The 23,287-nt window shown below is 71.2% G+C and carries 25 protein-coding genes; 17 read left to right on the top strand and 8 right to left on the bottom strand.

Going from position 1 to position 23,287, the window contains the following annotated elements; translation table 11 throughout:
* The first annotated feature begins 33 nt into the window (after nucleotides 1-33).
* Both coaE and OHA64_RS12010 read left to right on the top strand, forming a co-directional pair.
* Nucleotides 34-651: a dephospho-CoA kinase gene (gene coaE, locus OHA64_RS12015; RefSeq protein ID WP_405611997.1), complete on the top strand. Its 618-nt coding sequence runs from the start codon at nucleotides 34-36 to the stop codon at nucleotides 649-651.
* 50 nt (nucleotides 652-701) lie between these two features.
* Nucleotides 702-1,082 (top strand): tetratricopeptide repeat protein, encoded by a 381-nt coding sequence (locus tag OHA64_RS12010; RefSeq protein WP_405611995.1) that lies wholly within the window; start codon nucleotides 702-704, stop codon nucleotides 1,080-1,082.
* Between the two features lie 111 nt (nucleotides 1,083-1,193).
* Here the strand turns inward: OHA64_RS12010 and OHA64_RS12005 are convergent, their stop codons facing one another.
* A complete protein-coding gene (locus OHA64_RS12005; protein ID WP_405611993.1) occupies nucleotides 1,194-1,460 on the bottom strand; it encodes a DUF6343 family protein in 267 nt (88 codons plus the stop codon).
* Nucleotides 1,461-1,557: 97 nt separating this feature from the next.
* Between OHA64_RS12005 and OHA64_RS12000 the strand changes: the two genes are divergently transcribed.
* The 3 genes from OHA64_RS12000 to OHA64_RS11990 all read left to right on the top strand — a co-directional run bounded on the left by OHA64_RS12000 (nucleotide 1,558) and on the right by OHA64_RS11990 (nucleotide 3,879).
* The gene (locus OHA64_RS12000) at nucleotides 1,558-2,457 is read left to right on the top strand and encodes an acyltransferase domain-containing protein (protein WP_405611991.1); all 900 of its coding nucleotides are present in this window, start codon (nucleotides 1,558-1,560) and stop codon (nucleotides 2,455-2,457) included.
* Nucleotides 2,458-2,578: 121 nt separating this feature from the next.
* Nucleotides 2,579-3,256 (top strand): class I SAM-dependent methyltransferase, encoded by a 678-nt coding sequence (locus OHA64_RS11995; protein ID WP_405611989.1) that lies wholly within the window; start codon nucleotides 2,579-2,581, stop codon nucleotides 3,254-3,256.
* 155 nt (nucleotides 3,257-3,411) lie between these two features.
* Nucleotides 3,412-3,879 (top strand): DoxX family protein, encoded by a 468-nt coding sequence (locus OHA64_RS11990; RefSeq protein ID WP_405611987.1) that lies wholly within the window; start codon nucleotides 3,412-3,414, stop codon nucleotides 3,877-3,879.
* Nucleotides 3,880-4,124: 245 nt separating this feature from the next.
* On the opposite strand, the gene OHA64_RS11985 is transcribed toward OHA64_RS11990, so the two are convergent.
* Nucleotides 4,125-4,730, bottom strand: coding sequence for an RNA-binding S4 domain-containing protein (locus tag OHA64_RS11985; protein WP_405611985.1), 606 nt, complete (start codon nucleotides 4,728-4,730; stop codon nucleotides 4,125-4,127).
* A 95-nt stretch (nucleotides 4,731-4,825) separates the two neighbouring features.
* Here OHA64_RS11985 and OHA64_RS11980 point away from each other — a divergent pair, with 95 nt between their 5' ends.
* Nucleotides 4,826-5,668, top strand: coding sequence for a uracil-DNA glycosylase (locus OHA64_RS11980; protein ID WP_405611983.1), 843 nt, complete (start codon nucleotides 4,826-4,828; stop codon nucleotides 5,666-5,668).
* Between the two features lie 75 nt (nucleotides 5,669-5,743).
* Nucleotides 5,744-6,706: a prolyl aminopeptidase gene (gene pip / locus OHA64_RS11975; RefSeq protein WP_405611981.1), complete on the top strand. Its 963-nt coding sequence runs from the start codon at nucleotides 5,744-5,746 to the stop codon at nucleotides 6,704-6,706.
* Here the strand turns inward: pip and OHA64_RS11970 are convergent.
* The gene (locus tag OHA64_RS11970; protein ID WP_405611979.1) at nucleotides 6,703-7,371 is read right to left on the bottom strand and encodes a GntR family transcriptional regulator; all 669 of its coding nucleotides are present in this window, start codon (nucleotides 7,369-7,371) and stop codon (nucleotides 6,703-6,705) included. The two genes, pip and OHA64_RS11970, sit on opposite strands and share 4 nt — an antisense overlap.
* A gap of 141 nt (nucleotides 7,372-7,512) precedes the next feature.
* Here OHA64_RS11970 and OHA64_RS11965 point away from each other — a divergent pair, with 141 nt between their 5' ends.
* Together OHA64_RS11965 and OHA64_RS11960 are read left to right on the top strand one after the other, a co-directional pair.
* A complete protein-coding gene (locus OHA64_RS11965) occupies nucleotides 7,513-8,991 on the top strand; it encodes an NCS1 family nucleobase:cation symporter-1 (protein ID WP_405611977.1) in 1,479 nt (492 codons plus the stop codon).
* A 5-nt stretch (nucleotides 8,992-8,996) separates the two neighbouring features.
* Nucleotides 8,997-9,743 carry an aspartate/glutamate racemase family protein gene (locus OHA64_RS11960; RefSeq protein ID WP_405611975.1) on the top strand — a complete coding sequence of 249 codons (747 nt, stop codon included), beginning with the start codon at nucleotides 8,997-8,999 and terminating at the stop codon, nucleotides 9,741-9,743.
* A gap of 130 nt (nucleotides 9,744-9,873) precedes the next feature.
* On the opposite strand, the gene OHA64_RS11955 is transcribed toward OHA64_RS11960, so the two are convergent.
* Nucleotides 9,874-10,314 (bottom strand): RidA family protein, encoded by a 441-nt coding sequence (locus OHA64_RS11955; RefSeq protein ID WP_405611973.1) that lies wholly within the window; start codon nucleotides 10,312-10,314, stop codon nucleotides 9,874-9,876.
* 117 nt (nucleotides 10,315-10,431) lie between these two features.
* Between OHA64_RS11955 and OHA64_RS11950 the strand changes: the two genes are divergently transcribed.
* The 3 genes from OHA64_RS11950 to OHA64_RS11940 all read left to right on the top strand — a co-directional run bounded on the left by OHA64_RS11950 (nucleotide 10,432) and on the right by OHA64_RS11940 (nucleotide 14,645).
* Nucleotides 10,432-11,217 (top strand): nucleotidyltransferase domain-containing protein, encoded by a 786-nt coding sequence (locus OHA64_RS11950; RefSeq protein ID WP_405611971.1) that lies wholly within the window; start codon nucleotides 10,432-10,434, stop codon nucleotides 11,215-11,217.
* A gap of 41 nt (nucleotides 11,218-11,258) precedes the next feature.
* Nucleotides 11,259-11,990, top strand: coding sequence for a hypothetical protein (locus OHA64_RS11945; protein ID WP_405611969.1), 732 nt, complete (start codon nucleotides 11,259-11,261; stop codon nucleotides 11,988-11,990).
* A gap of 675 nt (nucleotides 11,991-12,665) precedes the next feature.
* Nucleotides 12,666-14,645 (top strand): FUSC family protein, encoded by a 1,980-nt coding sequence (locus OHA64_RS11940; protein ID WP_405611967.1) that lies wholly within the window; start codon nucleotides 12,666-12,668, stop codon nucleotides 14,643-14,645.
* Between the two features lie 43 nt (nucleotides 14,646-14,688).
* Here the strand turns inward: OHA64_RS11940 and OHA64_RS11935 are convergent, their stop codons facing one another.
* Entirely contained in the window at nucleotides 14,689-15,639 is a 951-nt protein-coding gene (locus OHA64_RS11935) for an endonuclease/exonuclease/phosphatase family protein (RefSeq protein ID WP_405611965.1), read from the bottom strand.
* Between the two features lie 137 nt (nucleotides 15,640-15,776).
* Between OHA64_RS11935 and OHA64_RS11930 the strand changes: the two genes are divergently transcribed.
* Both OHA64_RS11930 and OHA64_RS11925 read left to right on the top strand, forming a co-directional pair.
* Nucleotides 15,777-17,129, top strand: coding sequence for an amidohydrolase (locus OHA64_RS11930; protein ID WP_405611963.1), 1,353 nt, complete (start codon nucleotides 15,777-15,779; stop codon nucleotides 17,127-17,129).
* Nucleotides 17,130-17,389: 260 nt separating this feature from the next.
* Nucleotides 17,390-17,575 carry a hypothetical protein gene (locus OHA64_RS11925; protein ID WP_405611961.1) on the top strand — a complete coding sequence of 62 codons (186 nt, stop codon included), beginning with the start codon at nucleotides 17,390-17,392 and terminating at the stop codon, nucleotides 17,573-17,575.
* 2 nt (nucleotides 17,576-17,577) lie between these two features.
* Here the strand turns inward: OHA64_RS11925 and OHA64_RS11920 are convergent, their stop codons facing one another.
* The 3 genes from OHA64_RS11920 to OHA64_RS11910 form a co-directional block, all read right to left on the bottom strand.
* Nucleotides 17,578-19,473, bottom strand: coding sequence for an ABC transporter ATP-binding protein (locus tag OHA64_RS11920; protein ID WP_405623945.1), 1,896 nt, complete (start codon nucleotides 19,471-19,473; stop codon nucleotides 17,578-17,580).
* A gap of 307 nt (nucleotides 19,474-19,780) precedes the next feature.
* On the bottom strand, nucleotides 19,781-20,224 hold the full coding sequence (locus OHA64_RS11915) for a hypothetical protein (protein WP_405611959.1): 444 nt from the start codon (nucleotides 20,222-20,224) through the stop codon (nucleotides 19,781-19,783).
* Entirely contained in the window at nucleotides 20,215-20,994 is a 780-nt protein-coding gene (locus OHA64_RS11910) for an ATP-binding protein (RefSeq protein ID WP_405611957.1), read from the bottom strand. Before OHA64_RS11910 ends, OHA64_RS11915 begins: the two co-directional genes overlap by 10 nt.
* A 226-nt stretch (nucleotides 20,995-21,220) precedes the next feature.
* Here OHA64_RS11910 and OHA64_RS11905 point away from each other — a divergent pair, with 226 nt between their 5' ends.
* The 3 genes from OHA64_RS11905 (at nucleotide 21,221) to OHA64_RS11895 (ending at nucleotide 23,266) form a co-directional block, all read left to right on the top strand.
* The gene (locus OHA64_RS11905; protein ID WP_405611955.1) at nucleotides 21,221-22,081 is read left to right on the top strand and encodes a helix-turn-helix transcriptional regulator; all 861 of its coding nucleotides are present in this window, start codon (nucleotides 21,221-21,223) and stop codon (nucleotides 22,079-22,081) included.
* On the top strand, nucleotides 22,082-22,336 hold the full coding sequence (locus tag OHA64_RS11900) for a DUF397 domain-containing protein (protein ID WP_362441748.1): 255 nt from the start codon (nucleotides 22,082-22,084) through the stop codon (nucleotides 22,334-22,336).
* Nucleotides 22,337-22,453: 117 nt separating this feature from the next.
* Nucleotides 22,454-23,266, top strand: coding sequence for an SAM-dependent methyltransferase (locus tag OHA64_RS11895; RefSeq protein WP_405611953.1), 813 nt, complete (start codon nucleotides 22,454-22,456; stop codon nucleotides 23,264-23,266).
* Nucleotides 23,267-23,287: the final 21 nt, after the last annotated feature.

Here is a 23,287-nt window from a genome sequence, read left to right as displayed (position 1 = left end):
GCGTTGTCGGTGCCAGGCCCTAAGCTACCGCTCATGCTGAAGGTGGGCCTGACCGGCGGAATCGGTGCCGGTAAGAGCGAGGTGTCACGGCTGCTCGTGGAGTGCGGTGCCGTGCTGGTCGACGCCGACCGCATCGCGCGCGAGGTCGTCGCGCCGGGAACGCCGGGCCTGGCCTCGGTCGTCGAGGCCTTCGGCACCGACGTACTCACGCCCGACGGAGGCCTGGACCGGCCCCGGCTCGGCTCGATCGTCTTCTCCGACCCCGAGAAGCTCGCCGTCCTGAACTCGATCGTCCACCCCCTGGTGGGCGTCCGCTCCCGCGAACTGGAGACCGCCGCCGCCGAGGACGCCGTCGTCGTCCACGACGTCCCGCTCCTCACCGAGAACGGCCTCGCGCCGCTGTACGACGTCGTGGTCGTCGTCGACACCGCCCCCGAGACCCAGCTCGACCGCCTCGTCGGGCTGCGCGGCATGACCGAGGAGGACGCACGCGCGCGCATGGCGGCCCAGGCAACGCGGGAGAAGCGCCTGGAGATCGCGGACATCGTCATCGACAACGACGTCGCCCTGGAAGACCTGCGGCGAAGGGTCCTGGACGTGTGGGCCGACCTCGTCCGCAGAGCCCACGCGGCCCAGGGCCCTCAGGAATAGCGGCCCCCCGCCCGGGCGTTGAACCCTTGGAGTGAGGGAAGGACTCAGCCGTGCCCGAGACCAGCGGATCGACCGGACGTACTCCGGAGACGCATGTCATCGACTTCCGTGCCGCCGAGCAGTTGCTCGCCGCGCGGGACCCACGGGGCGCGGTGAAGCTGCTCGACGGTGTCATCGCCGCGCACCCCGAGAACACCGCGGCCCGGCTGCTGCGCGCGCGTTCCTTCTTCGCCGCCGCACAACTGAGACCCGCGGAGCTGGAGTTCACCATCGTCCTGGAGCGTGAGCCGGACAACGCGTTCGCGCATTTCGCGCTCGCCCGGACCTACGAGCGTCAGGGCCGGCCCGAGGAGGCCAGGCGTCACTTCCGGCTGGCCGCCGCGCTGGACCCGAAGCCGGAGTTCCTGAAGGCGGCACGCTTCGAGGCGTAATGCGTGCGCGCACACTTGCGCGGACACGGCACGGCTCCGTCTGCTGCGGGACTCGTGGACGTGCCCCGCAGTGACGTCCCGTGGGGGCCAGTCAGGCAGCGGTCCGTTTCGCTAACGGCGCCCCTTGCCCGGGGGCCGGTACGGCGGGATGTCGGGGCCCGGCTGGTAGTGCGGCCCCTGGCGCATGTGCCTGACGATCAGGGCCAGGTCGGCGGTGATCACCAGCCACAGCACCCCGCACGCGATCGCCCACCCGGGCCGCCCGGCCAGCGCGAACGCGGCCGTACCGAAGAGCGCCCAGACGACACCCCACACGCTCAGCCAGAACCGCGCTCGCAGCGCACTGCGCGCGGTCGTCGGCTCACTGCCCGTACGCATACCGATCACCGTTCCTCTCTGCAACGTACCCTTCGGAACGGGCGTGCACCACCGCGTCCGAACCGTTCACCACAAGGTCCGAACAGGGGGTCGTCGCGTGCTTCCGGATGCCGATGAGCTGGCCGAGGTGCTGCTGGACCTGGCCGTTCCGCACGAGGACATCAACGACCTCGTCCGGATGGGCCGCAGGGTCACCGACGACCCGGAGCTGCGACGGTTCCTGGAGGCGTCGGTCGAGGAACTCGTCCGTGACATGGGGGAGATCGGCGCCGCGGTCGACGTGCCGGAGCTCGACTGGGCCTCGGGCGCCCTGCGGCGCTGCTTCCCCGCGTACGTGTTCGTGGCGGCGCTTCCCCACACCCGCGCCCACCACCGTGAGCGGGGCATCCCCGCCGAGGTCTCCCGGCGCACCCTCGCCGACCTCGGGCGGAACATGGCCGTGTACCGCAGGCGGCACGGACGAGCCGGGGTGCAGGCCCCGCGGTGGCTCATCCACCACTTCCGGGGTGAGCTGTACCAACTGGGCCGGTTGCAGTTCGAACGGGCGCGGCACGGGGAGCGTACGGCTCCGGTGCTCGCGGCGGCCGGACTGGACGTGGCCCCTGGCACGCCCTGTCTGAACCTGCATGTTCCCGACTTCCGTGGCCCGCTGTCACCCGCCGCCTGCGACCGTTCGCTGGCGCGGGCCGGCGAGTTCTTCGCGCGGCACTACCCCGAGGAGACGTACCGGACCGTGCTCTGCCACTCCTGGCTGCTCGACCCGCAGTTGCGGAGCTACCTGCCCGAGGACTCGAACGTCGTCCGGTTCCAGGAGCGCTTCCGGGTCGCCCGCGAAGACACGGCGCCGGCGGACACGGAACCGGTCCAGTTCGTGTTCGGTGACCCGGAGCTGCCGGTCGAGAGCCTGCCGCGGCGGACGTCCGTGGAACGGGCCGTCGGCGACCACCTGCGGGCCGGCGGGCACTGGTACATCGGGCACGGCTGGTTCCCGATGTGAACCACCGCACGGTGAGGGCGAGTTGGTGCCGATGCCCCTGAGCGCCACTCGGACGGGTGAATGTGTGCGAGGCGGGAACGGCCGTGCCCATGCGGGCCGTTGGGCGGGCATGGAGCTGAAAATGCGAGCGGGACATGAGGGGACCGGCCCCGGGGCGATCACTCCGGACGGCTGTGCGGTCGAGCTCTACGCACGGCTTCCGGTGGGGCCCGAGCCGGACATCATCGCCGGTGCCGTGCCGGCGGGGGCGCGCATCCTGGAACTGGGCAGCGGCGTCGGGCGCATGACCCACCCCCTGCTGGAGCGGGGTTTCACGGTCACCGCGGTGGACGAGTCCGCCGAGATGCTGGAGCGCGTCCAAGGCGCGCGCACGATACGCAGCCCCATCGAAGACCTCGACCTGGGCGAGACGTTCGACGTGGTGACGCTCGCGTCGTTCCTCGTGCACACCGGAGACGTCCGGGTGCGGCAGGGGCTGCTGCGTACCTGCGTCCGACATGTCGCACCGGACGGCTGCGTGCTGATCCAGCGGGAGGGCGAGGACTACCACACGAACGTGCCGCGCGAACGGATCGACCCCTCCGGCTTCACCATACGGATCGCCTCCTCGGAGCCGCTCGGCGACGGGGTCAACGCGGTCCACGCGGAGTACGAGTTTCCGGACGCGAGCTGGACCCAGACGTTCCGGGCCCGTCCGCTGACGAAGGAACAGTTCGAGGAGGCGCTCGCGGAGGCCGGACTGAAGGTCGACAGGTATCTGACGGAGGACCGGATCTGGGTGCGTGCCGTGCGGCGGTGAGTTCGGGGGCAGCGGCGGTGAGTTCGCGCGCGAGACGGCGAAGGCTTTCGGGGCACTGCACAGGGGTTCGGGGCACGGTACAGCGATGAGTTTCGGAGTACGGCTCGGTCTATCCCTGTGACAGCACAACGAACCGCTTCCCACAGGAGAACCCGATGTCCGAGACCACCGCCCCCGTCCCCGCCGTCACCCCCGCCGCCACCTCCGGCACAGTCGTCGCCGAGTCCCCGACCGCCCGCGGGCGCCGTGCCCGGATCGCCCTGCGCAGCCTTCAGGTGGTCCTCGCCCTCTTCTACGTGATCGCGAGCGCGCTGCCCAAGCTGATCGCGCACCCGTCGGCAGTCGAGGGCTTCGACAAGATGGGCTGGGGCAGTGCGGGGATGTACACCATCGGTGTCCTCGAACTGGCCGGGGGAATCGCGCTGTTGATCCCGGTGCTCCAGTCGGTGGCGGCCGTGGCGCTGAGTGCGCTGATGGTGGGCGCGTTCGTCGTGCAGGTCACCGTCTTCGGCGGAGAGAACGCGGCGACACCGCTGATCCTGATCGTGCCGCTCGCCTTGATCGCCTGGGCGCGGCGGGACAGCAACACGCGGTTGCTGCGGCTGGTGCGACGACAGGCGTGAGGCAGGGTGAGCCCCGCGATCCCCGTGATCTGGGGGGGGCGAGCCGCGGCTGTGCGACGACCGTACGGCGACGGTGACGGCGGTGGCGGTGGTGTCCGGGTCTTCTCTTCCCCGGAAGCCACCGTCGCCGCTGTTGTTGGGGTTGCTCCGCCGGGTCGCTGTTCGCTGTGCCTGACGGTCACGTTCGTCGTCAGATCGCCGCCGGTGAGGTCCGATCGGGGACGAGCTGTCCGTGGACTTTGCTGTCAGCGATCCTCGGGGTGGTCGCCGCCGAGCAATCCTCGCAGGCGTTCCAGCTCGCGGCGGTCGCGCTTGGTCGGGCGGCCCGCGCCTCGGTCACGGATACCGGCCGGGGCGATGGCTTCGCGGGGCGGGGGCGGCGGGCTGTTGTCGACGTAGCACTGTGCGGCCACCAAGGCGCCGACCCGCCTGCGGATCAACCGTTTGACGACGATGATCCGCTCCCGGCCCTCTCCGCGGAGCCGCACCTCGTCGCCGACGCGCACGGAGTAGGCCGGCTTCACCCGCTCGCCGTTCACCCGGACATGGCCGCCCCGGCAGGCGGTGGCTCCCATGGAACGGGTCTTGACCAGCCGGACCGCCCAGATCCAGCTGTCGAGACGCACGGTCTCACCGGTCTTCGGACCGGCCGCCTCCGCTGCGGCCACGGCGGCGGCGATCTTGGCGTCCCCCTCCTGCGGTCCGGCACCCGAGGTGGGGGCCGGGGCGGACTCCGGACTGTTCCCGTCGGCACCCGTCGCGCCCGCGGCGGCGGCATCGCCGGTCCGGCGGTTCGGGTCCGGGCCGGTCGTCCCGCTCGTCCTGTCGTCGTCCGCGTGCTCCACAGCCATGCTTGCGACCTTAGTACCCCGGGCCGCGGGGCCAGGAGGGTTTTCCCGGTGGACCGGATCGGGGTGGAGGCCAGGGCTTTCGTACGGTGGTGGGTATGGACACCAGCGGCCGTTCCGGACAATACGGACCCGTCGACCCCGGCGGACCCGTCGACCCCGGCGGACCCGGCGGACTCGGCGGACCCGGTGGAGCCGTCGACCCCGTCGGCTCCGGTGGACCTGTCCAGCATGCCGGGCTCGCAGGGCTGGACGAGCGGGTCGCCGGGTGTCGGGCCTGTTCTCGGCTGGTCGCCTGGCGGGAGGAGGTGGCCCGCGTCAAGCGCGCGGCCTTCGCCGACTGGACGTACTGGGGCCGGCCGGTACCGGGCTTCGGTCCGCCGGACGCCCGGCTGTTGATCGTCGGCCTTGCTCCGGCCGCGCACGGCGGCAACCGCACCGGCCGGATGTTCACCGGCGATCGCTCCGGAGACGTGCTGTACGAGGCGCTGTACGACGTGGGGCTCGCCTCGCAGCCCACCTCGGTCTCCGCCGACGACGGCCTGGAGCTGCACGGGGTGCGGGTCACCTCGCCGGTGCACTGCGCCCCACCCGCCAACAAGCCCACCCCCGAGGAGCGGGACACCTGTCGGCCCTGGCTCGTCCAGGAGCTGAACCTGCTGCGGCCGACCCTGCGAGCCGTGGTCGTCCTGGGCGCCTTCGGCTGGCAGGCCGCGCTGCCTGCGTTCGCCGAGGCGGGCTGGACGGTGCCCCGGCCGCGCCCCGCCTTCGGCCACGGCACGCACGTTCCGCTCGACGGCCTGGAGCTCTTCGGCTGCTTCCACGTCAGCCAGCGCAACACCTTCACCGGCCGCCTCACGCCCGCGATGCTGCGGGAGGTATTGAGGACGGCGGCCGAGGCGGCCGGACTCCCCGGCCCGGCCCGAGGCGAGCCGACCTGACGCGCCGCGACGTGACCCCACCTGCGGCGCTGAAAATGCGGCGACGGGGACACGTACGACGGTTAGGGTCCCCGGATGGCCCTCTACCCGGAGATCGAACCTCACGACCACGGCATGCTCGACGTCGGCGACGGCAACCGCGTCTACTGGGAGACCTGCGGGAACCCGCGCGGCAAGCCCGCGCTGGTGCTGCACGGCGGGCCGGGCTCGGGTTGTACGCCGTACTTCCGGAGGCTGTTCGACCCCGCCGTGTACCGGATCGTGCTGCTCGACCAGCGCGGCTGCGGGCGTTCGACGCCGCACGCCGGCGTGTACGAGACCGACATGAGCGTCAACACGACCCCGCACCTCATCGCCGACCTGGAGCTGCTGCGCCGCCACCTAGGGATCGAGCGGTGGCTGGTGTGGGGCGTGTCGTGGGGGTCGGTGCTGGGGCTGAGGTACGCCCAGACGAATCCGGGGGCGGTGTCCGAGCTGGTGCTGACGGGGATCGCGACCGCGGCGAACGCCGAAGTGGCCCTGCTGACCCAGGGGCTCGGGAAGATCTTTCCGGAGCCGTTCGAGCGGTTCGTCGGCGAGCTGCCCGCCGGTGAGCGGGACGGGAATCTCGCGGCGGCGTACAACCGGCTGATCGAGTCGCCGGATGCCGCGGTGCGGGAGCGGGCCGCGCGGGCGTGGACCGACTGGGAGACGGCGATCGTGCCCGCACCGCCGCGTTCGGTCCCGCGGTACGAGGACCCGGTGTTCCGGATGGCCTTCGCCCGGACGGTCACCCATTACTTCGGCAACGACCACTTCCTGGGCGACGGCAACGACGAGGGCGTCGTCCTGCGCGACGCCCCGCTGCTCAAGGGAATCTCGGGCACCCTCGTTCAGGGGAGCCTCGATCTCGGCAACCTGCTCGGCACCGTCTGGCGGCTCCATCACGCCTGGCCGGGGAGTGAGGTGGTCGTCGTGGACGACGTGGGCCACAACGCGGGAGCGCCGAGCATGGCGGAGGCGCTCATGGCGGCGACGGACAAGTACGCGGCCCGCTAGGAGAGTTCGCCGGTGTCCCCGAACAACTGCCGTACCGTCGAGCGGTAGTTGGTCTGAACGTGCGTGAGTGCGTGGGCGCGTGCCCGCTCCGGGTCGCCCGAGGCGATCGCCTCGTACAACTCGCGGTGCTCCACGAGAAGTTGGGGCCACTCCTCGTTGCGTCGGGTCATCCAGCGCAGGCGGCCGGCGACCGGTTCCAGGGCCTCGATCAGCAGGCTGTTGCCCGCCATCGCCAGGATGCGGTCGTGCAGGCGGCTGTTGATGTCGGTGATGGCCTCGGCGTCACCCGCCTCGGTCGCGGTGGCGGCCACGTCCAGGAGTGCCTCGACCTCGGCGAGGTCCTCGGGTGTGGCGCGGGCGGCGGCGAGTCCGGCCGCGTAGACCTCCAGCGCCTCGCGTAGTTCGAAGAGCTCCTTGACGTCGTTCGGGGTCAGGCGGCGGACGACCGTGCGGCGCGGGGTCTCGAAGTGGACGAAGCCCTCGGCGACCAGGGCGCGGATCGCCTCCCGGACCGGGACGCGCGAGACCCCGAAGCGCTCGGCCAGCTCCCGTTCGACCAGCCGGTCGCCGGGGCCGAGACGGCCCGCGATGATCTCCTGGCGCAGCGTGGCCAGGACGCGTTCGCGTACCGCGCCGAGGGGCTCGATCTTCGTCATGGAGCTCATGGGCCCATCTTCGCCGACTCCGAGGGTGTTTTACGGAGCGTTAACAACAGCGACATCGGTCGGAACGGTTGACGAGAGGACCATGTCGGCAGTTTGGTATACCAAACGCGTCGCCGGCTCCACTCGCTCATGGAGGCCCCCGTGTCCCTCGCCGACTCTGCCGAAGCCACCGGCACAGCAGCGTTCGTCCCCGATCCGCGGCTCACCAACGAAGACCTCGCCCCCGCGGGCAAGCGCAACTGGAAGGTCTTCGACCTCTTCGCCATGTGGATGTCCGACGTCCACAACCTCGGCAACTACACGTTCGCAGCCGGACTGCTCTTCCTGGGCATGAACGTCTGGCAGATCTTCACGTCCCTGCTCGTCGGGTTCGTGATCATCTACGCCGGGATGAACATGATGGGCCGCATCGGGCAGCGCACCGGCGTCCCGTTCCCGGTGGTCAGCCGGATCGCCTTCGGTGTCTGGGGTGCCAACATCCCCGCCCTGATCAGGGCCGTCATCGCCATCATGTGGTACGGCATCCAGACCTACCTGGCCTCCATCGCCGTCAACGTGATGCTGCTGGCGGCCTGGCCGGGCCTGGAGTCCTGGACGCACAGCCCGTTCCTCGGGCTCGACGCGCTCGGCTGGGTGTCGTTCGTGACGCTGTGGCTGGTCCAGGCGGCGATCATGAGTCAGGGCATGGAGTCCATTCGGAAGTTCCAGGACTTCTGCGGACCGGCCATCTGGGTCGTGATGATCGCGCTGGCCGTGTGGATCCTGGCCAAGGCAGGCTGGACCATCTCGCTCACCAGCACCCCGCACCCGGTCTCCGTCGGCGAGCAGTGGCGGCAGTGGTTCGGCGCGGTGGGCCTGATCCTCGCCACCTACGGCACCCTGATGCTCAACTTCTGCGACTTCTCCCGCTTCGCACCCGACTACAAGACGGTCCGGCGCGGCAACTTCTGGGGGCTGCCGGTCAACTCGACGGCCTTCGTGATCGTGTCGGTCATCGTCACCGCCGGAGCCTACGAGGTGTTCGGCAAGGAGATCACCGACCCCGCCTACCTCGTCGCCGAGATCGGCAACACGTGGGTGCTGGTACTGGGTGCGCTGACCTTCGCCATCGCCACCATGGGCGTCAACATCGTCGCCAACTTCGTCTCCCCGGCCTACGACCTCGCCAATGTCTGGCCGCAGAAGATCACCTTCAAGGTCGGCGGCATGATCAGCACGGTCGTCGCGCTGCTGGTGACCCCGTGGAACCTCTTCTCCAACCCCACGGTCGTCAACTACTTCCTCGGCGGCCTCGGCGCCTTCCTCGGCCCGCTGTTCGGCGTGATCATGGTCGACTACTACTGGGTCAAGCGCGGCCGCATCGACGTCGACGAACTGTTCGACGGCCGGCCCGGATCCCGCTACTACTACGCCAGGGGCGTCAACCCCAAGGCCCTGTGGGCGTTCCTGCCCTCGGCGGCGGTCGCCGCGGTGCTCGCGCTGGTGAAGACCTTCAGCGACGTCGCGCCGTACTCCTGGTTCATCGGCACGGCGCTGGCCGCCGCACTGTACGTGGCGCTGTGCCGTGCCGACCGCGCGGCCGACTCCGTGGCCGTGTCCCAGAAGTCCGTGGAGGTCTGAGAAACGTGCGGATCGTCGTCACCAACTGCAACACCACGCAGGAGATGACCGAGGAGATCGTACGAGGTGCCCGGGCCGCGGCCGGCCCGGGCACCATCGTGACCGGGCTGACCCCCGCCTGGGGACCCGAGTCCGCGGAGGGCTGGCTCGACAGCTATCTGTCGGCCGCGGCGGTCATCGACCTGCTGCGCACCTACCAGGGCCCACCGTACGACGCGGTGGTCATGGCCGGTTTCGGCGAGCACGGACGGGAGGGAGCGCGGGAGCTCGTGGACGTACCGGTGGTCGACATCACCGAGGCCGCGGCCCATCTGGCCTGCCTGCTGGGACGCCGGTACGGGGTCGTCACCACGCTGGAGCGGTCGTGCGGCCAGATCGAGGACAGCCTGGAACTGGCGGGTGTGGGGCGCAACTGCGCCGCCGTCGTGGGCACGGGGCTGAGTGTCCTCGACCTCGGTGACGGAGCGGGTGACGGGCGCGGGGAGCGGGCGCGTACGGAGGCGGCGTTCCTGGCGGCGGCCGAGCAGGCGTGCCGCGCCGGGGCGGAGGTGCTGGTGCTGGGCTGCGCCGGGATGACCGGACTGGAGCGGATGGTGGGGGAGAAGCTGGGGCTTCCGGTGGTCGACGGGGTCGCCGCGGCGGTCAAGCTCGCGGAGTCCCTGGTCACGCTCGGCCTGACGACGAGCCGCGCGGGGAGCTATGCGAAGCCGGTGCCGAAGGGGCGCGTGTGGGGGCCGCCGTCGGTGGGGTGACGTCAGGGTGCAGGACGGCGGGTGCTGGTGGGGTGACGTCGGGGCCCAGAACGGCGGGCGCCGCCGAGGTGACGTCGGGAGCAGGTGGCGGTCACGTGACGCATCGACGCGCGGACGGCGGCTTCCCTGGTCACCCACTTCGATGATCCTCGGACTCGCTTGCGGGCTGGGCCTCCGGGACCACGGCCGTCGCCGTGATCTCCACCAACTGCCCCGTGTAGCCGAGGCAGGCCACGCCGAGCAGCGTCGACGAGTGCGGCCCGGTACTGAGCGCGGACGCCTCGACCACACCCCAGACGGCGGAGAGCGTCGCCGGCTCACCGCTCACGACGTACACGTCGGTCGACACCACATGGTCCAGGTCGCTCCCGACAGCGCGCAGTTGTTCACGGAGATTTGCGATCACCTGTTCGGCCTGCCGCACCGGGTCTCCCGCGCCGACCAACTTCCCGTCGGCGTCGAGCGGTACCGACCCGGCGAGAAACGCAAGCCTGGTGCCGGCCTCGACGACGGAGGCGTGGGAGTAGACCGGCGGCGGGAAGAGGGCGGGGACGGTGACGCGCTGGATCACGTGAGCTCCTGAGCCGGGCGGTGGACAACCCGCCGATCATCCGGATCCCTGGCCGGAACCGCATCCGAATTTCCCGGGGCCCGACCCGCCGTACGGTGCCCTACGTACGCTTCCGTCATGCCGACCCGCCCCGACCCCACCCTCTCCGACCCCGCCTTCCTCGGCACCACAGCCGACCGTTTGGCCGCCCTCCCGACCGCCCGGGCCGTGGCCCTCGGCGGCTCCCGAGCCCAGGGCACCCACAAGCCCGACAGCGACTGGGATCTGGCCGTCTACTACCGCGGCCCTTTCGAGCCCGCCGACCTGCGCGCCCTCGGCTGGGAGGGCGAGGTCTCCGAGATCGGCGGCTGGGGCGGGGGCGTGTTCAACGGGGGAGCGTGGCTGACGATCGACGGGCAGCGCGTAGACGTGCACTACCGCGATCTCGACGTGGTGGAGCACGAGTTGGCGGAGGCGGAGGAGGGACGCTTCCGGGTGGAGCCCCTGCTGTTCCATCTGGCGGGAATTCCCAGCTACTTGGTCGTCGCCGAGCTGGCCGTCAACCGCGTGCTGCGAGGCGAACTTCCCCGCCCGGCCGCCTACCCGGAGAAACTTCGCACCTCCGCCGCCGAGCGGTGGCACGGAACCGCCCTCGCCACCCTTGCGTACGCCGAGGCCAACCACGCCCCGGCGGGCCGCCTCACGGAAGTCGCCGGCGCGATCGCCACGGCCGCCGCACAGGCGGGCCACGGTGTGCTCGCCGCGCGCGGGGAGTGGGTGACGAACGAGAAGCGATTGCTGGAGCGGGCCGGACTGCGGGGCGTCGACGGCGTCATCGCGGAACTCAACAGCGCCGATCCCGGTGAATTGGCGGGGGCGTTGGCAAGAGGTGTGGAAAAAGCCCGGCGTCTCTTCGAGAAATAATGCTTTGAGGCCGCGGAGTTGAAGCCGCTACCGTTTCCGTCGTGGCGAAACTCAATCAGATCATCGCAGTCGAGAAGGGCATCAAGTCCAAGGCGCATCAGGACCTGACGGCGGCTCATCACGGCTTGCAGAAGCCGGCGTTGCTGGCCGGAATCTCGCGTACCTACCAGCCGAAGGACGAGGAGGGCGAGCAGTTGCCGCCCGAGTCGACGCGGGTGCAGGTGAAGGCGGAGGACGTGCTGCGGGACACCGCCACCACCCTGACGCGGCTGTTCGACGTGACCGCCACGAAGGACTGGTCCAACTGCGCCGCCCGCGCGGACGTCACGGTGGACGGGCGGGTACTGCTCGCCGACGTGCCCGTGTCCTATCTGCTCTTCCTCGAGAAGCAGCTCGTGGATCTCCACACCTTCGTACGGAAGCTGCCCGTCCTCGACGCGTCGGAGTCGTGGACGCAGGACCCGTCCACGGACGCGTGGAAGACCGAGCCGGTGCGGACGCTGCGGACGAAGAAGGTGCCGCGCAACCATGTGAAGGCGGACGCGACCGAGAAGCATCCGGCGCAGGTCGAGGTCTACTACGAGGACATCCCGGTCGGGTACTGGACGACCGTGAAGTTCTCGGGAGCCCTTCCCGCACGTCGGGTCAATGAACTCCTCGACCGGGTGGAGAAAGTGCAGCAGGCCGTGAAATTCGCCCGGGAAGAGGCGAACGGCACGGACGTCGTCGACCAGCGGGTCGGGGACGCTGTCTTCGGCTACCTTTTCGGATAAAGCAACCCCCTGTCCGGGGCGCCGGACACCACAATGACTCCCCGGCCCTGGTGGCCGGGGTGCGCGAGGAGCGCAAGCTGAATCTGAAGCTTGTCGTGACGAAGCGGTCCGTACCCGCCAGAACATCAGGGGCGGATCGCATTCAATCTCAGACTCTCGCTCCAGACTCAGTATTCGCCGCCGATCGCCGGATCGACCGGGCTCAGGCTCCAGAACGTCGAATTGCCGGTTCAAGTCCGGCCCGCACAGCTCGATGTGCGGTGGTCCAAAGGCAGGACGCGACGACATCACGACTGACCTGAGCCCTCAAGCGTGCCGGCGTGTGCATATGGCGGCTCGACAGGGCCCGGGGGCAGGCTACGCCTCCGGGCCCGCTTCTCTTCCGGTCTTCCAGGGGGCGGCTCCCTTTCGCACGGACCGATTCCGGCACCGGCAGCTTCCGGCTCCGGCAGCTTCAGGCGCCGACAGACTCCAGCACCCGTCACCGGCAATTGCGTTCATAAAGAAACCGCCCCTGCCCACAATCGTCACATCGCCGAAATACATCCGTTCCATCTCCTCCAAGACCGCGATCTACCGTGGAGACACGGGCCGCACCCCCCACGGCCCAGACCCCCAGCCCGGCCACCGTCGCCCGCAGGCTCACCCCCGCCTCGTCCAGACGACAGGAGCCCCGTGTCCCGCCCCGCCGCTCTGCCCCTTCCGCCCTGGCTCGCCCATGCCTTCCGTGCCCAGCGCGGGCCCGTGCCCTGGAACGCGGTCGTGCGGGGCGCGCTGTCCGCCGGGCCGGTGCTTCTCGCCGCCGTGCTCGTCGGCCGTACCTCCCTCGGGGTCGTCGCGGCCATCGCCGCCATGCTGGCCGGGATCAACGACCGCCCCGGCAGCCGACGGGCCTCCGTCCGGCGGATCGGGGTACCCGCGCTCGCCGGAGCCTGCGGGCTGCTCATGGGGACGTATACGGGAGCGCAGGTCGGGGCGGTCGCCCTGACCGTGCTGCTCACCTTCGTCGGGCTGGTCGCCGGGGGCGTCAGTGCCGTCGGCCCCGTCGCCTCGGCTGCCGGGACGCAGTGGCTCGTCGCCTCCGCCATCGGAGCCGGGATGCCGCTGCCCGAGCCGGGGTGGCAGCGGGCGCTCGCCTACCTGGTGGGGGCCGGGTGGCTGCTCGGGCTGCGGCTGGTTCTGCCCACGCCCGGCGGCCTCGTCGGGGACTTCCGGTTCGACGGCGAGCGGAAGGCCGTCGCCGCCGTCTACGACGCCGTGGCGGCGCTTCTCGACGCCGCGGGTACACCCGACGCCACCTCCCGCCGCGTGGCGCTGACCGCCGCGCTCGATCACGCGCAGGACGCGCTCGCCGGGCCCCGGCTGCGGCGCTACGCCAGCTCGGCGGCCGAACGCCGGCTGCACGCGCAGTACGCCGCCGCGCTACCGCTCGCCGAGGCCGCGACCGCGCTGGCCTGGGCCGGGGAGGACGTCTCCGCGCGGTCCTCCGCGGGGCCCCGGCGCCTCGCCGCCGCCGTACGCGACAACACGCACACCGGGCCTCTGCCGGCGCCGTCGCGGTCGGCGCCCGGGCTGCGCGCCCTGGACGACGCCCTGCTGCACGCCGCCGAGGCCTTCGACCGGGCCAAGGGTTCCGACCTGCACACCCGAAGGCGAGGCACGGGGGCCCTGCTGCGCACCGTGTTCGGGGTCGGGGGGCGTGAGTACGGGCTGCGGGTCGCCCTCTGCTTCGGGGCCAGCGTCGGCGTCGCCCAGGCCCTGCACCAGGCCCGCTGGTACGGGCTGCACGAGCACTGGTACTGGCTGCCCGCCACCACCGTCTTCCTGGTCAAGCCCGACCTGGGGCCACTCGCCTCGCGTGTCCTGTGCCGCGCGGCCGGGACGGTCCTCGGGGCCCTCGTCTTCGCCGGGTTCGCCATGGTGCTGCCCCGGCCGGAAGGGCTCATCGCCCTCGTGGCCGTCAGCGGTGCCCTCATCCCGGTCGCCACCCGGCACTTCGCCGCGCAGACCGCCGTCGTCACCGTCCTCGTGCTGGCGCTGGTGATGGTCGGCGGCGAGCCGCAGGCCTCCGCCGGCCGGATCGGGGAGACGCTGCTGGCCTGCGCGATCGTGCTGATCGTGGGCCACCTGCCGATGCCGGGACAGCGGGCCGGCGGGGTACGCTCCCGGCTCGCAACGGCGGAAGCCGCCGCACGGGCGTACCTGGCGCATGTCCTGCGGGAGTCCGACGACCCCGCGCCGCGCGAGTCCGACGCCCACGCATCGGGGGAGTCCAGCTTGCAACGGCTGCGCGCTGCCACCGACTCCACCGCCGGCACCGACCCCAGCACCGACTCCGACCCCGACTCCGACAGCCGTGCCGTCCGCTGGACCCTCCGCCGTGAGGCCTACCGGGCCCTCGCCGAGGCCCGCACCGCCATTGCCCTCGCCGCCGCCGAACTCCCGCCTCTCGCCCGGCACTCGGAGGGCGCGGACGAGATCGCCACCACCCTCGAACGGCTCGTCGACACCACCACCGCCTGCGCTGTGCACCTCGACGACACCGGCCGGCTCACCGCGCGGCACACCGAACGCCTCACCGAACTGCTGGCCGAGTTGGCGAAGGAGGGCGGGCGCGGGGGCCTGCGGATGCCCGATCTACCCGCGGCGGGGTGACTCAAGGGCTATGGCTCCGGAGTCGCACTGAGGCCACGCACCGCTATCCCACCCGCACCCACACCGGTGCGTGATCCGACCCCGGCTCCCCGCGCCGCTCCGCCGGATCCGGTCCCACCGAGGGCAGCCGCGGCGCCCCGTCGTCCGGCAGGCCCGTGCCCGCCTTCGTGATCCGGTGGACGAGGCGGTGGCTCACCAGGACGTGGTCGATGAGTTCGCGGCGGCCGAAGTTTATGCGGGAGTAGCGCTGCTCGGCGGGTATGAGCGGGGCCACGTTCCACAACCGGACCGCGTCGCCCCGGTCGGGCGTCTGGAAGCCGCCGGTGCCGATCTCCGAGCCGGGCGGGCCCACCAGGATCTGGGTGGTCGCCGCCTGCACCTCGTCGTTCAGGTCGCCCAGCACCGCCACGTCCCGCTCGCGGCCCTCGCCTGCCAGCAGCTCGTCGGCCAGGGCCCGCAGGGTCGTCGCCTCCGCCGCCCGCCGGTAGAGCGCGTACGCCCCGTACCGTGCCCGCTCGCCCTCGTCGTGCGGCTGGAAGCGCTTGCCCGGATACGTCAGCAGCTTCGACTTGAGGTGGGTGACCGCCACCCGCAGCGGCCCGATCTCCGTGTCCGCCTCCACCGCCAGGAAGCCGCGGCCCGCCTGCCCCACCGTCGCCCCGTCGTCGTCCGACTGCACCGGACGCAGCTTCGCCGGGAAGCCGTTCGTGTCCGACAGCACCCGCAACGGCGTACGGCTGAGGAAGCCGACCCGGATGCCCCGGGGGTCCGGGTGCCGGGAGAGCGCGACGCTCCAGTCGCCGTGCAGCATCTCGGTCAGGTCCTGCAGCGCCTCCGGCTCCCCGACCTCCTGCACACCCAGCAGCGTCGGGTCGAGCTCTGTGATCACGGCGGCGAGGGCGGCCAGTTTCGCCTCGTACGCGGCCTTGTCCTCGGGGCCGAACGGGCCGCCGGGACGATAGAGGTTCTCCAGGTTCCAGGTGCCTACGAGCATGCCGGGCTCCTTTCCAGAAGCCGTCGGGCGGGCTGTGGTGAGGCCAGGGTGCCGGTCCGGCCAAGGAGGTGACAGAGCCGTGACGGGATGCGCGGTTCGGCTCACGCCAGGCGACTACGGCGTCGTACGTTGGCGTCATGAGTGGCTCTCCCGCTGATCTCATCATTACCGGATGCACCGTCCTCGTGCACGACGATCAAGAGCGGATCGGGTTCGAGGAGGACGCCGCGATCGTCGTACGGGACGGACTCGTCGCGTCCGTGACGACCGCCGCCGCGGTCGCGGACCGGCCGGCCGGTGAACGTCTCGACGCGCGCGGCCAGATCGCCCTGCCGGGGCTGGTCAACTGCCACACCCACGCCCCGATGGTCGCCCTGCGCGGCCTCGCCGAGGACCTGCCCACCGAGGAGTGGTTCAACGACGTCGTCTGGCCCATGGAGTCCAACCTCACCGAGAAGGACGTGGAGTTGGGGGCGAGGCTCGCCTGCGCCGAGATGATCCGGGGCGGCGTCACCTGCTTCGCGGATCACTACTTCGCCATGGACGCGGTGGCCGCCGTCGTCGCCGAGACCGGGATCCGCGCCCACCTCGGGGAGGCGTACTTCTCCTCTCAAGGGCCCCAAGGGCGGGAGAGGTCACTGGAGTTCGCGCTACGACACCGTGACGGTGCCGACGGCCGCATCACCACCACCCTTGCCCCGCACGCCCCTTACACCGTGGACGACGCCGATCTCACCGCCACCGCCGAACTCGCCCACGCGCACGGCCTTCCCGTGCACATCCACGCCTCCGAGAACCGCGAGCAGACCGACACCAGCCTCGCCCGGCACGGCATCACTCCGATCGAGGTCCTCAAGCGCACCGGGATCCTCGACACGGACGTCCTCCTCGCCCACGGCACCGGCATCGTCGAACGCGACCTCCCACTCCTCGAAGGCGCCGAAGGGCGTACGGCCGTCGCCACCGCGCCCCGCGGCTACCTCAAGTTCGCCTGGCCCACCACCACACCGGTCCGCGCCCTGCACGACATCGGGGTGCCCGTCGGGCTCGCCACCGACGGAGCGGCCTCCAACAACTCCCTCGACGTGTGGGAGTCGATGGCGCTCACCGCACTGGTCCAGAAGTCCACGACCGGCGACCCGCGCTGGCTGACCTCCCGGCGGGCCCTGCACCACGCCACCCTGCAGAGTGCCCGGGCGGTCGGTCTCGGCGAGGCCGTCGGCAGCATCGCGCCGGGCCGGCGGGCCGACCTCGTCCTCGTCGACCTCACCGGCCCGCACACCCAGCCCGTCCACGACCTCGCCGCGACCCTCGTGCACAGCGCCCGCTCCGCCGACGTCCGTACGACGATCGTCGACGGAAGGATCCTGATGCGCGACCGCGAACTGCTGACGATCGACGTCCCCGCGGTGGTGACGGAGTTGGCGGAGCGGCTGCCGACCCTCGTCGACCGGAGCCACGGCAGGCGCATCCAGGACTACGACACCTGAAAAAGCACGTGTCCGAGGGCGGCCGCGGAAGATCGCCCGCGCGTCGGCATGCGAGGCGCCTGCGGACAGTGAGCGCTTTCGGTGTCACTATGAGTGCGGGATGCGACACGAAAGGTGGCGGAAGTGACCGTTCGGTAACCGGATTCTCACGCTGCGTGCTGAACTGGTGTCGAGTACGTCTCAGTCCCGCAACTGACCGACCCGTTCACCCCCTGGAAGGCGTTAACTCCTACAAGTACGACGCTTTCTGGAGGTGCAGGGTGGTGAACGGGCGAACAGTGCTCGAACGCTTTCCCGCAGGTGGGCCGCGAGGCTCGTGGCCGGCGGAGGAGTTCGCGCACGCTCGGCGACTTGAAGGACTGCCCGCCGAGGTCGTGATGGACCTCGCGACGGACACGTTCCTGGTGATCGTGCGCAGCGGTGAGGCGGCCGACGCCGTCGCGTGAGGTCAGCCCGCCTTCGGGGCCGGCACCTGCGGCGTCCGGGCGGTCGCCCGCGTGGGGATCTTCGCCGTGAACTGTGCCGCCTGGAGCGAGTACAACTCCGCGTAGACCCCGCCGGTCGCCAGTAGCTCGTCCGGTGTGCCGGACTCCACCAGGCGGCCCTGCTCCAGGACGTGCACCAGGTCCGCGTGCCGGACGGAAGCCAGCCGGTGGGTGATCAGGATGACGGTCTGCCCGGTGCCTGCCAGAGCGCGGATCTTCTCGAAGACCTCCAGTTCCGCCCGGGCGTCCAGGGCCGCCGTCGGCTCGTCCACGATCAGGATGCGTGCGCGCCGGTACGCGGCCCGGGCGATCCCCAGCCGCTGCCACTGACCTCCGGACAGCTCGTGGCCGCCGCTGAAGTTGCGGGCCAGCAGGGTGTCCAGACCACGCGGCAGATCCACGACCACCTCCTCGGCCCCGGCCTCCGCGACCGCCTCCGTGAGCCGCTCGTCGGTGAGCGGCGCCGAGGAACGGCCGACCGCCACATTGACGCGGGCGGTGAAGGGCCACCGCTTGAAGTCCTGGGCGACCATCGCGACCCGTTCTGCGAGCAGGTGCCGGTCGGCGCCGGCGGCGTCCACGTCGTCCCACAGGATCCGGCCGCCGTCGGGGGCGTACAGCCCGGCCAGCAGCTTGACCAGGGTCGTCTTGCCGGAGCCGTTCTCGCCGACCAGCGCCACGATCTTGCCGAGCGGGAAGCTGAGGGTCACGGCGTCGAGGGCGGGACGGGTCGCGTCTCCCGGGTAGGTGAAGGAGACGTTCTCGAACCGGATCTCGCGCGGCTCGGCCGGCAGGGCCACCCCGCCCACCGGGATCGCCCGTTCGGCAGCCTCGACGTAAAGACGCTGGAGGTCGCCGACGAAGAGCGCCTCCTCGTGCAGTGCGTTCACCTCCACGACCAGCGTGTCCAGGCTCTGCGAGCCGGTGCGGATGGCGATCACGGCCGTCCCCGCCACCGACAGCGCCATCGCACCCGCCAGCAGCAGTCCGCCGAGCGTGGCGTACGTCGCCGCCGTGGCCAGGCCCGTCCAGGCCGCCGCGATCAGTCCCGTACGGGCCGCCAGCCGGGCGAGGCGGGCCTGCTCCGCCTCCGCCGTCTCCGACATCGCGCGGAAGTGCCGCAGCAGGAACGGGCCCACACCGTGCACGCGGATCTCCGGGGCGGCCTCCGGCTCGATCAGCAGGGCGCCGAGCAGTCGCCCCGCGCGCGCGTGCTGCACCCAGGCGTGGAAGGACTCGTAGCGCCGGCGGGCCATGGTCAGCGCGCTCCAGGCGCTCGGCAGGGTCATCGTCACCAGCAGCGGCAGCAGCGCGGGGTGCAGCACGGTCAGCACGCCCGCCGCCGCGATCAGCGAGATCATCGCGTTCACCACACGAGTGGCGTACGAGATCATCCGCCGGGCGGACGAGGCGCCGTACTGAGCGGTGTCCAGCAGCTTGTGGAAGGCGTGGTCCTCGATCGCGGCCAGCTCCACGGTCGCCGCCCGCTCCAGATAGCGCTCGGTCGCCACCCGTTCCACCTTGGGCTCCAGCCCCCCGGTGGCGTAGGTCGACGCGGCCCGCAGCAGCGCCCCGACCAGCATCGCGGCGGCCATCACCACCAGGGCGGGGACGGCGCCGCGCAACCGGTCCTCCAGGACGCCGCCGCCGATCAGCCGGCCCAGCACGCTGTTGACGGCCAGGAGACTCACGGCCTGCGTCAGACCTCGGCCCACCTCGGCGGCCAGCACGGTCCGGGCGGCCCGTCGGTCGGCCTGCCAGGCGAGACGGAAGCTCGCCGTCAGCAGGGACGGGAGACGGGTCACCATGGCCCGGAAGTTCAGCTCCAGGAACGCGTCCGCGTGCGAGTTCCAGCCCATGTCGTAGCGCAACGGTCCGCCGAAGAGCAGCTGCTCCGACTCGGACACCTCCGGTGTGCCCGCGCCGCCCTGATCCGCGTCGCGCGTCTTTCCCACCGTCGACCTCCCCTGATCGTGGACGAACGGCCACTATCGCGGGGCGGACTCGTCACGGGCAGGGCGTGTGCCGCGGCGGTCGGGGCACGCGGGCGCACATCCGGTGAGGCGCAGGCGCACGTCCGTAGAGGGGGAGCCGAGAGGGGCGAGAAGAGGAGGGTCAAGGGGAGGAGGAAGGGGAGGGGGCCTGCGGTGGAAGCCTGGAGGCGACCTACGCGCTGACCGGTCTCGACCACGTCGGCGTCGTGCCCGTCAGCCGGCACAGCGCCAGATAGAGCGGTATCGGCGGGGTGTACGGAATGGTCCCCTCCGGCCGGTGGATCAGACCCGGCTCGGTCGGAGCGTCCGGTACGACCGCCCCGGCGGCGTACTGCGCGGGGGCGGGCCACTCCAGGGCGAAGTCGGAGTCTGCAGGAACGATCCACCACCAGTGCGCCTCGTCGGCGTACACGCACCCGACCCGCGGCAGCCGCGGCATCAGCCGGGGCCCGAACCGCGCGGGCACCACCACCGCGTCACAGCCCATCGGGGCCGTCATGCCCTCGGGTACGGACAGTCGCCGGGGGGCCTGAGAGGTGCGCGGCCCGTGTCCGAGCCGGACCAGTGTGTCCAGGCTCAGTACCGGGCCGCCGCCGGCCCGCGCCCTTATGCCCATTCGGCCTCCGTCCCGTGCTGCCGAGTACCCGCAGTGCCACCGGTCTCGGGTGCGATGCCGTGACGTTGCTCCATGTCCGCAGGCGCATCCACGCTCAGGTCGGCGCCGGCGTGCGCCTGGGGCGCGGCGGCGCTTCCCGGGCTGCCGGACGGGCCCGGCTTCGGGCGGGCGCCCCAGCCCAGGTCGTTGCGGGGGTCGGAGGACTCGCGAGGTATGTCGCCCTTGCGAGGGAGCTCCGCCCAGACCAGCAGACCGGGGCCGTGCTCATGGGCTCCCCAGGCGTGACAGAGGGCGTCGACGAGCAGCAGTCCCCTCCCCTGCTCCTCCTCGGGCCGCTGCGGTGAGGGGTGAGGCTCACCCGGCGCGCAACCCTCGTCACGCACGGCTATCCGCACCAGGTCCTCACCGTCGTGCAGCTCGCAGACCACACGGCTGCTCGCGGTGTGCACGATGGCGTTGGTGACCAGCTCGGTGACCACCAGGGCCGCCGAGTCGCAGGTGTCCGCGCAGACCGCCCAGCCCGTCAGGCGCGCCAGTGTCAGGCGTCTGGCCTGCGCGGGAGAACCCGGATGCGCGGCCAGCTCGAACCGGAACCGGCGCTCGGCAGCGGCCGGCTCGGGGCCCACTCCCTCGTCCGCTCTCGAACGGGCTCGAGCGGGGGGAATCCCATCGGCACCGAGGCCGAGGGGGCGGCCTGCTGCGGCGTCTGTTCCTAAGGGCGCGGGCGGAATCACGCTTGCCACTATCGCCCCGCCATGAACACTTGGCAAGTGTCACTCTGAAAAATGCAGAGTGCTGTGTGACGCGGTGAAGGGCCGTGGCACACTGCTGGCAACAGCACGTCGAGCGGCGCCAGTTGGGATCAACGAAGATCGGTACGTATCCGTGCAGACCTTCACATAGGTCTTCGCATGGCGCCGCCGGGCTGTCAGCGTGCTTTGGTGACCGGCCCGCTCCCCAGGGGCCGTCTGATCAGGGACTTCGTGGAGGTGCAGGGTGAGCGAGCCGCGGTCCGCGCCTACGGTCGGCCAGGTCGTCCTCGGCCGGCGCCTTCTGGACCTGCGGGAACGCGCGGGACTCAAGCGCGAGGAAGCCGCCCGCATACTCCGGGTCGCCCCCGCCACGGTCCGCCGGATGGAGATGGCCGAGGTCGGGCTCAAGATCCCGTACCTCCAACTCCTTCTGAAGGCCTACGGCATCTCCGACCACGAGGCCGACGCGTTCGTCCAACTGGCCGAGGACGCCAACCGACCCGGCTGGTGGCAGCGGTTCCACGACGTCCTGCCCGGCTGGTTCTCGATGCATGTGAGCCTGGAGGGGGCGGCCGCCCTCATCCGGCAGTACGAGCCGCACTTCGTCCCCGGCCTGCTGCAGACCGAGGACTACGCCCGCGCCGTCCTGAAGTCGGGCGCCATCGGGCAGACCAGCCCCGACGACATCGAGCGCCATGTCGACCTGCGCATGCAGCGCCAGGAACTGCTCACCCGTCAGGAAGCGCCCCGGCTGTGGGTCTTGATGGACGAGACCGTACTGCGCCGCTCCGTCGGCACCCCGGAGGTGATGCGTGCGCAGATCGACAAGCTCCTCGACGCGACGAAGCTGCCCAACGTCACCCTGCAGGTCGCCCCGTTCGCGAACGGGCCGCACCCGGGCACGTACGGCCCCTTCGTACTCTTCCGATTCGCCGTGCCGGAACTCCCGGACATGGTTTACAGCGAGTACCTGACCGGCGCCGTCTATCTGGACGCGCGCGCCGAGGTGGCGACCCACCTCGAGGTCATGGACCGCATGGCGGCGCAGGCCGCTACTGCACATCGCACGAAGGAGATCCTCCGGGATCTCCGCAAGGAGCTGTGAATGAATCGCATCAAGCCGCGCCGACGCGTCTACAACGGCATGCCCGCAAGGGAGTTGGGCAGCGAGGGCTGGCACAAGCCCTGGAGCGGCGGCAACGGCGGCAACTGCCTGGAGGCGATGAAGCTCGCCGACGGCCGGATCGCCGTCCGTCAGTCCACCGACCCGGACGGCCCCGCGCTGATCTACACCACGGACGAGATGACCGCCTTCATCGAGGGCGCCAAGGCGGGGGAGGCCGACTTCCTCCTCTCCTGACCGATTGCCGTTCTCTCGACTGATTGCCTCTCCCTCGCTCAACTTCCTTAATTTTGGTGCTGAATTGAACACCCATTGCGTCTTATTGAATATCCATTGCATCTTACGGAGTGCCTCATGACCGGGCAGGACCCTCTCGGCGCCGCCGAGATCGACACCACCAGGCCGCATCCCGCGCGGATGTACGACTGGTACCTCGGCGGCAAGGACAACTACCCCGTCGATGAGGCGATGGGCCGGCAGATGCTGGCCCTCGATCCGAGGGTGCCGGTGATGGCGCGGGTCAACCGGGCCTTCATGCACCGGGCCACGCGCTGGCTCGCCGAACACGGCGTCCGCCAGTTCCTGGACGTCGGCACCGGCATCCCCACGGAACCGAACCTCCACCAGGTCGCCCAGCGGGTCGCCCCCGACGCGCGGGTCGTCTACTGCGACAACGACCCGATCGTGCTCGCCCACGCGGCGGCTCTGCTGCGCGGCACGGACCAGGGGGTGACCGAGTACCTGCAGGCCGACGTGCGGGACCCGGACGCCATCCTCGAAGGCGCCCGGAAGGTCCTGGACTTCGGCCGGCCGGTCGCGCTCTCGCTCATCGCACTGCTGCACTTCGTCTCCGACGAGGACGGTGCGCACGAGCTGGTGGCGCGGCTGCTGTCCGAACTGCCCTCGGGCAGCTACCTGGTGGTCAGCCATGCGACGGCCGACTTCACGCCCGAGGAGTCGAAGGCGGCCACCGAGAAGCTCAAGGCGGTCGGCGTCACCCTGGCGCTGCGCTCCCGGGAGCAGTTCGCCCGCTTCTTCGACGGCCTGGAACTCGTCGAACCCGGCGTCGAGGTGCCGCAGCTGTGGCACCCCGAACTGGGCGACCCGGTCCCCGGTCAGGACGACGGCGTCATTCCCGGGTACGGGGCGGTGGCACGCAAGCCCTGAGCACCGCTGTCGCGTGCACCG

Origin of the sequence: Streptomyces sp. NBC_00076 (assembly GCF_045041235.1) — a bacterium.
In the GTDB taxonomy this organism is placed as follows: Bacteria; Actinomycetota; Actinomycetes; order Streptomycetales; family Streptomycetaceae; genus Streptomyces.
The sequence above is the reverse complement of the archived record's forward strand: the minus strand, read 5'-3'. Positions and strand labels throughout refer to the sequence as shown.

Excerpts from the sequence above, each read along its gene's own strand:
- coaE (WP_405611997.1), top strand. The coding sequence starts at position 34 with ATGCTGAAGGTGGGCCTGACCGGCGGAATCGGTGCCGGTAAGAGCGAG.
- OHA64_RS12005 (WP_405611993.1), bottom strand. The coding sequence starts at position 1,460 with ATGCGTACGGGCAGTGAGCCGACGACCGCGCGCAGTGCGCTGCGAGCG.
- OHA64_RS11995 (WP_405611989.1), top strand. The coding sequence starts at position 2,579 with ATGCGAGCGGGACATGAGGGGACCGGCCCCGGGGCGATCACTCCGGAC.
- OHA64_RS11990 (WP_405611987.1), top strand. The coding sequence starts at position 3,412 with ATGTCCGAGACCACCGCCCCCGTCCCCGCCGTCACCCCCGCCGCCACC.
- OHA64_RS11985 (WP_405611985.1), bottom strand. The coding sequence starts at position 4,730 with ATGGCTGTGGAGCACGCGGACGACGACAGGACGAGCGGGACGACCGGC.
- OHA64_RS11980 (WP_405611983.1), top strand. The coding sequence starts at position 4,826 with ATGGACACCAGCGGCCGTTCCGGACAATACGGACCCGTCGACCCCGGC.
- pip (WP_405611981.1), top strand. The coding sequence starts at position 5,744 with ATGGCCCTCTACCCGGAGATCGAACCTCACGACCACGGCATGCTCGAC.
- OHA64_RS11970 (WP_405611979.1), bottom strand. The coding sequence starts at position 7,371 with ATGAGCTCCATGACGAAGATCGAGCCCCTCGGCGCGGTACGCGAACGC.
- OHA64_RS11950 (WP_405611971.1), top strand. The coding sequence starts at position 10,432 with ATGCCGACCCGCCCCGACCCCACCCTCTCCGACCCCGCCTTCCTCGGC.
- OHA64_RS11935 (WP_405611965.1), bottom strand. The coding sequence starts at position 15,639 with ATGCTCGTAGGCACCTGGAACCTGGAGAACCTCTATCGTCCCGGCGGC.
- OHA64_RS11930 (WP_405611963.1), top strand. The coding sequence starts at position 15,777 with ATGAGTGGCTCTCCCGCTGATCTCATCATTACCGGATGCACCGTCCTC.
- OHA64_RS11920 (WP_405623945.1), bottom strand. The coding sequence starts at position 19,473 with ATGGGCTGGAACTCGCACGCGGACGCGTTCCTGGAGCTGAACTTCCGG.
- OHA64_RS11915 (WP_405611959.1), bottom strand. The coding sequence starts at position 20,224 with ATGGGCATAAGGGCGCGGGCCGGCGGCGGCCCGGTACTGAGCCTGGAC.
- OHA64_RS11900 (WP_362441748.1), top strand. The coding sequence starts at position 22,082 with ATGAATCGCATCAAGCCGCGCCGACGCGTCTACAACGGCATGCCCGCA.
- OHA64_RS11895 (WP_405611953.1), top strand. The coding sequence starts at position 22,454 with ATGACCGGGCAGGACCCTCTCGGCGCCGCCGAGATCGACACCACCAGG.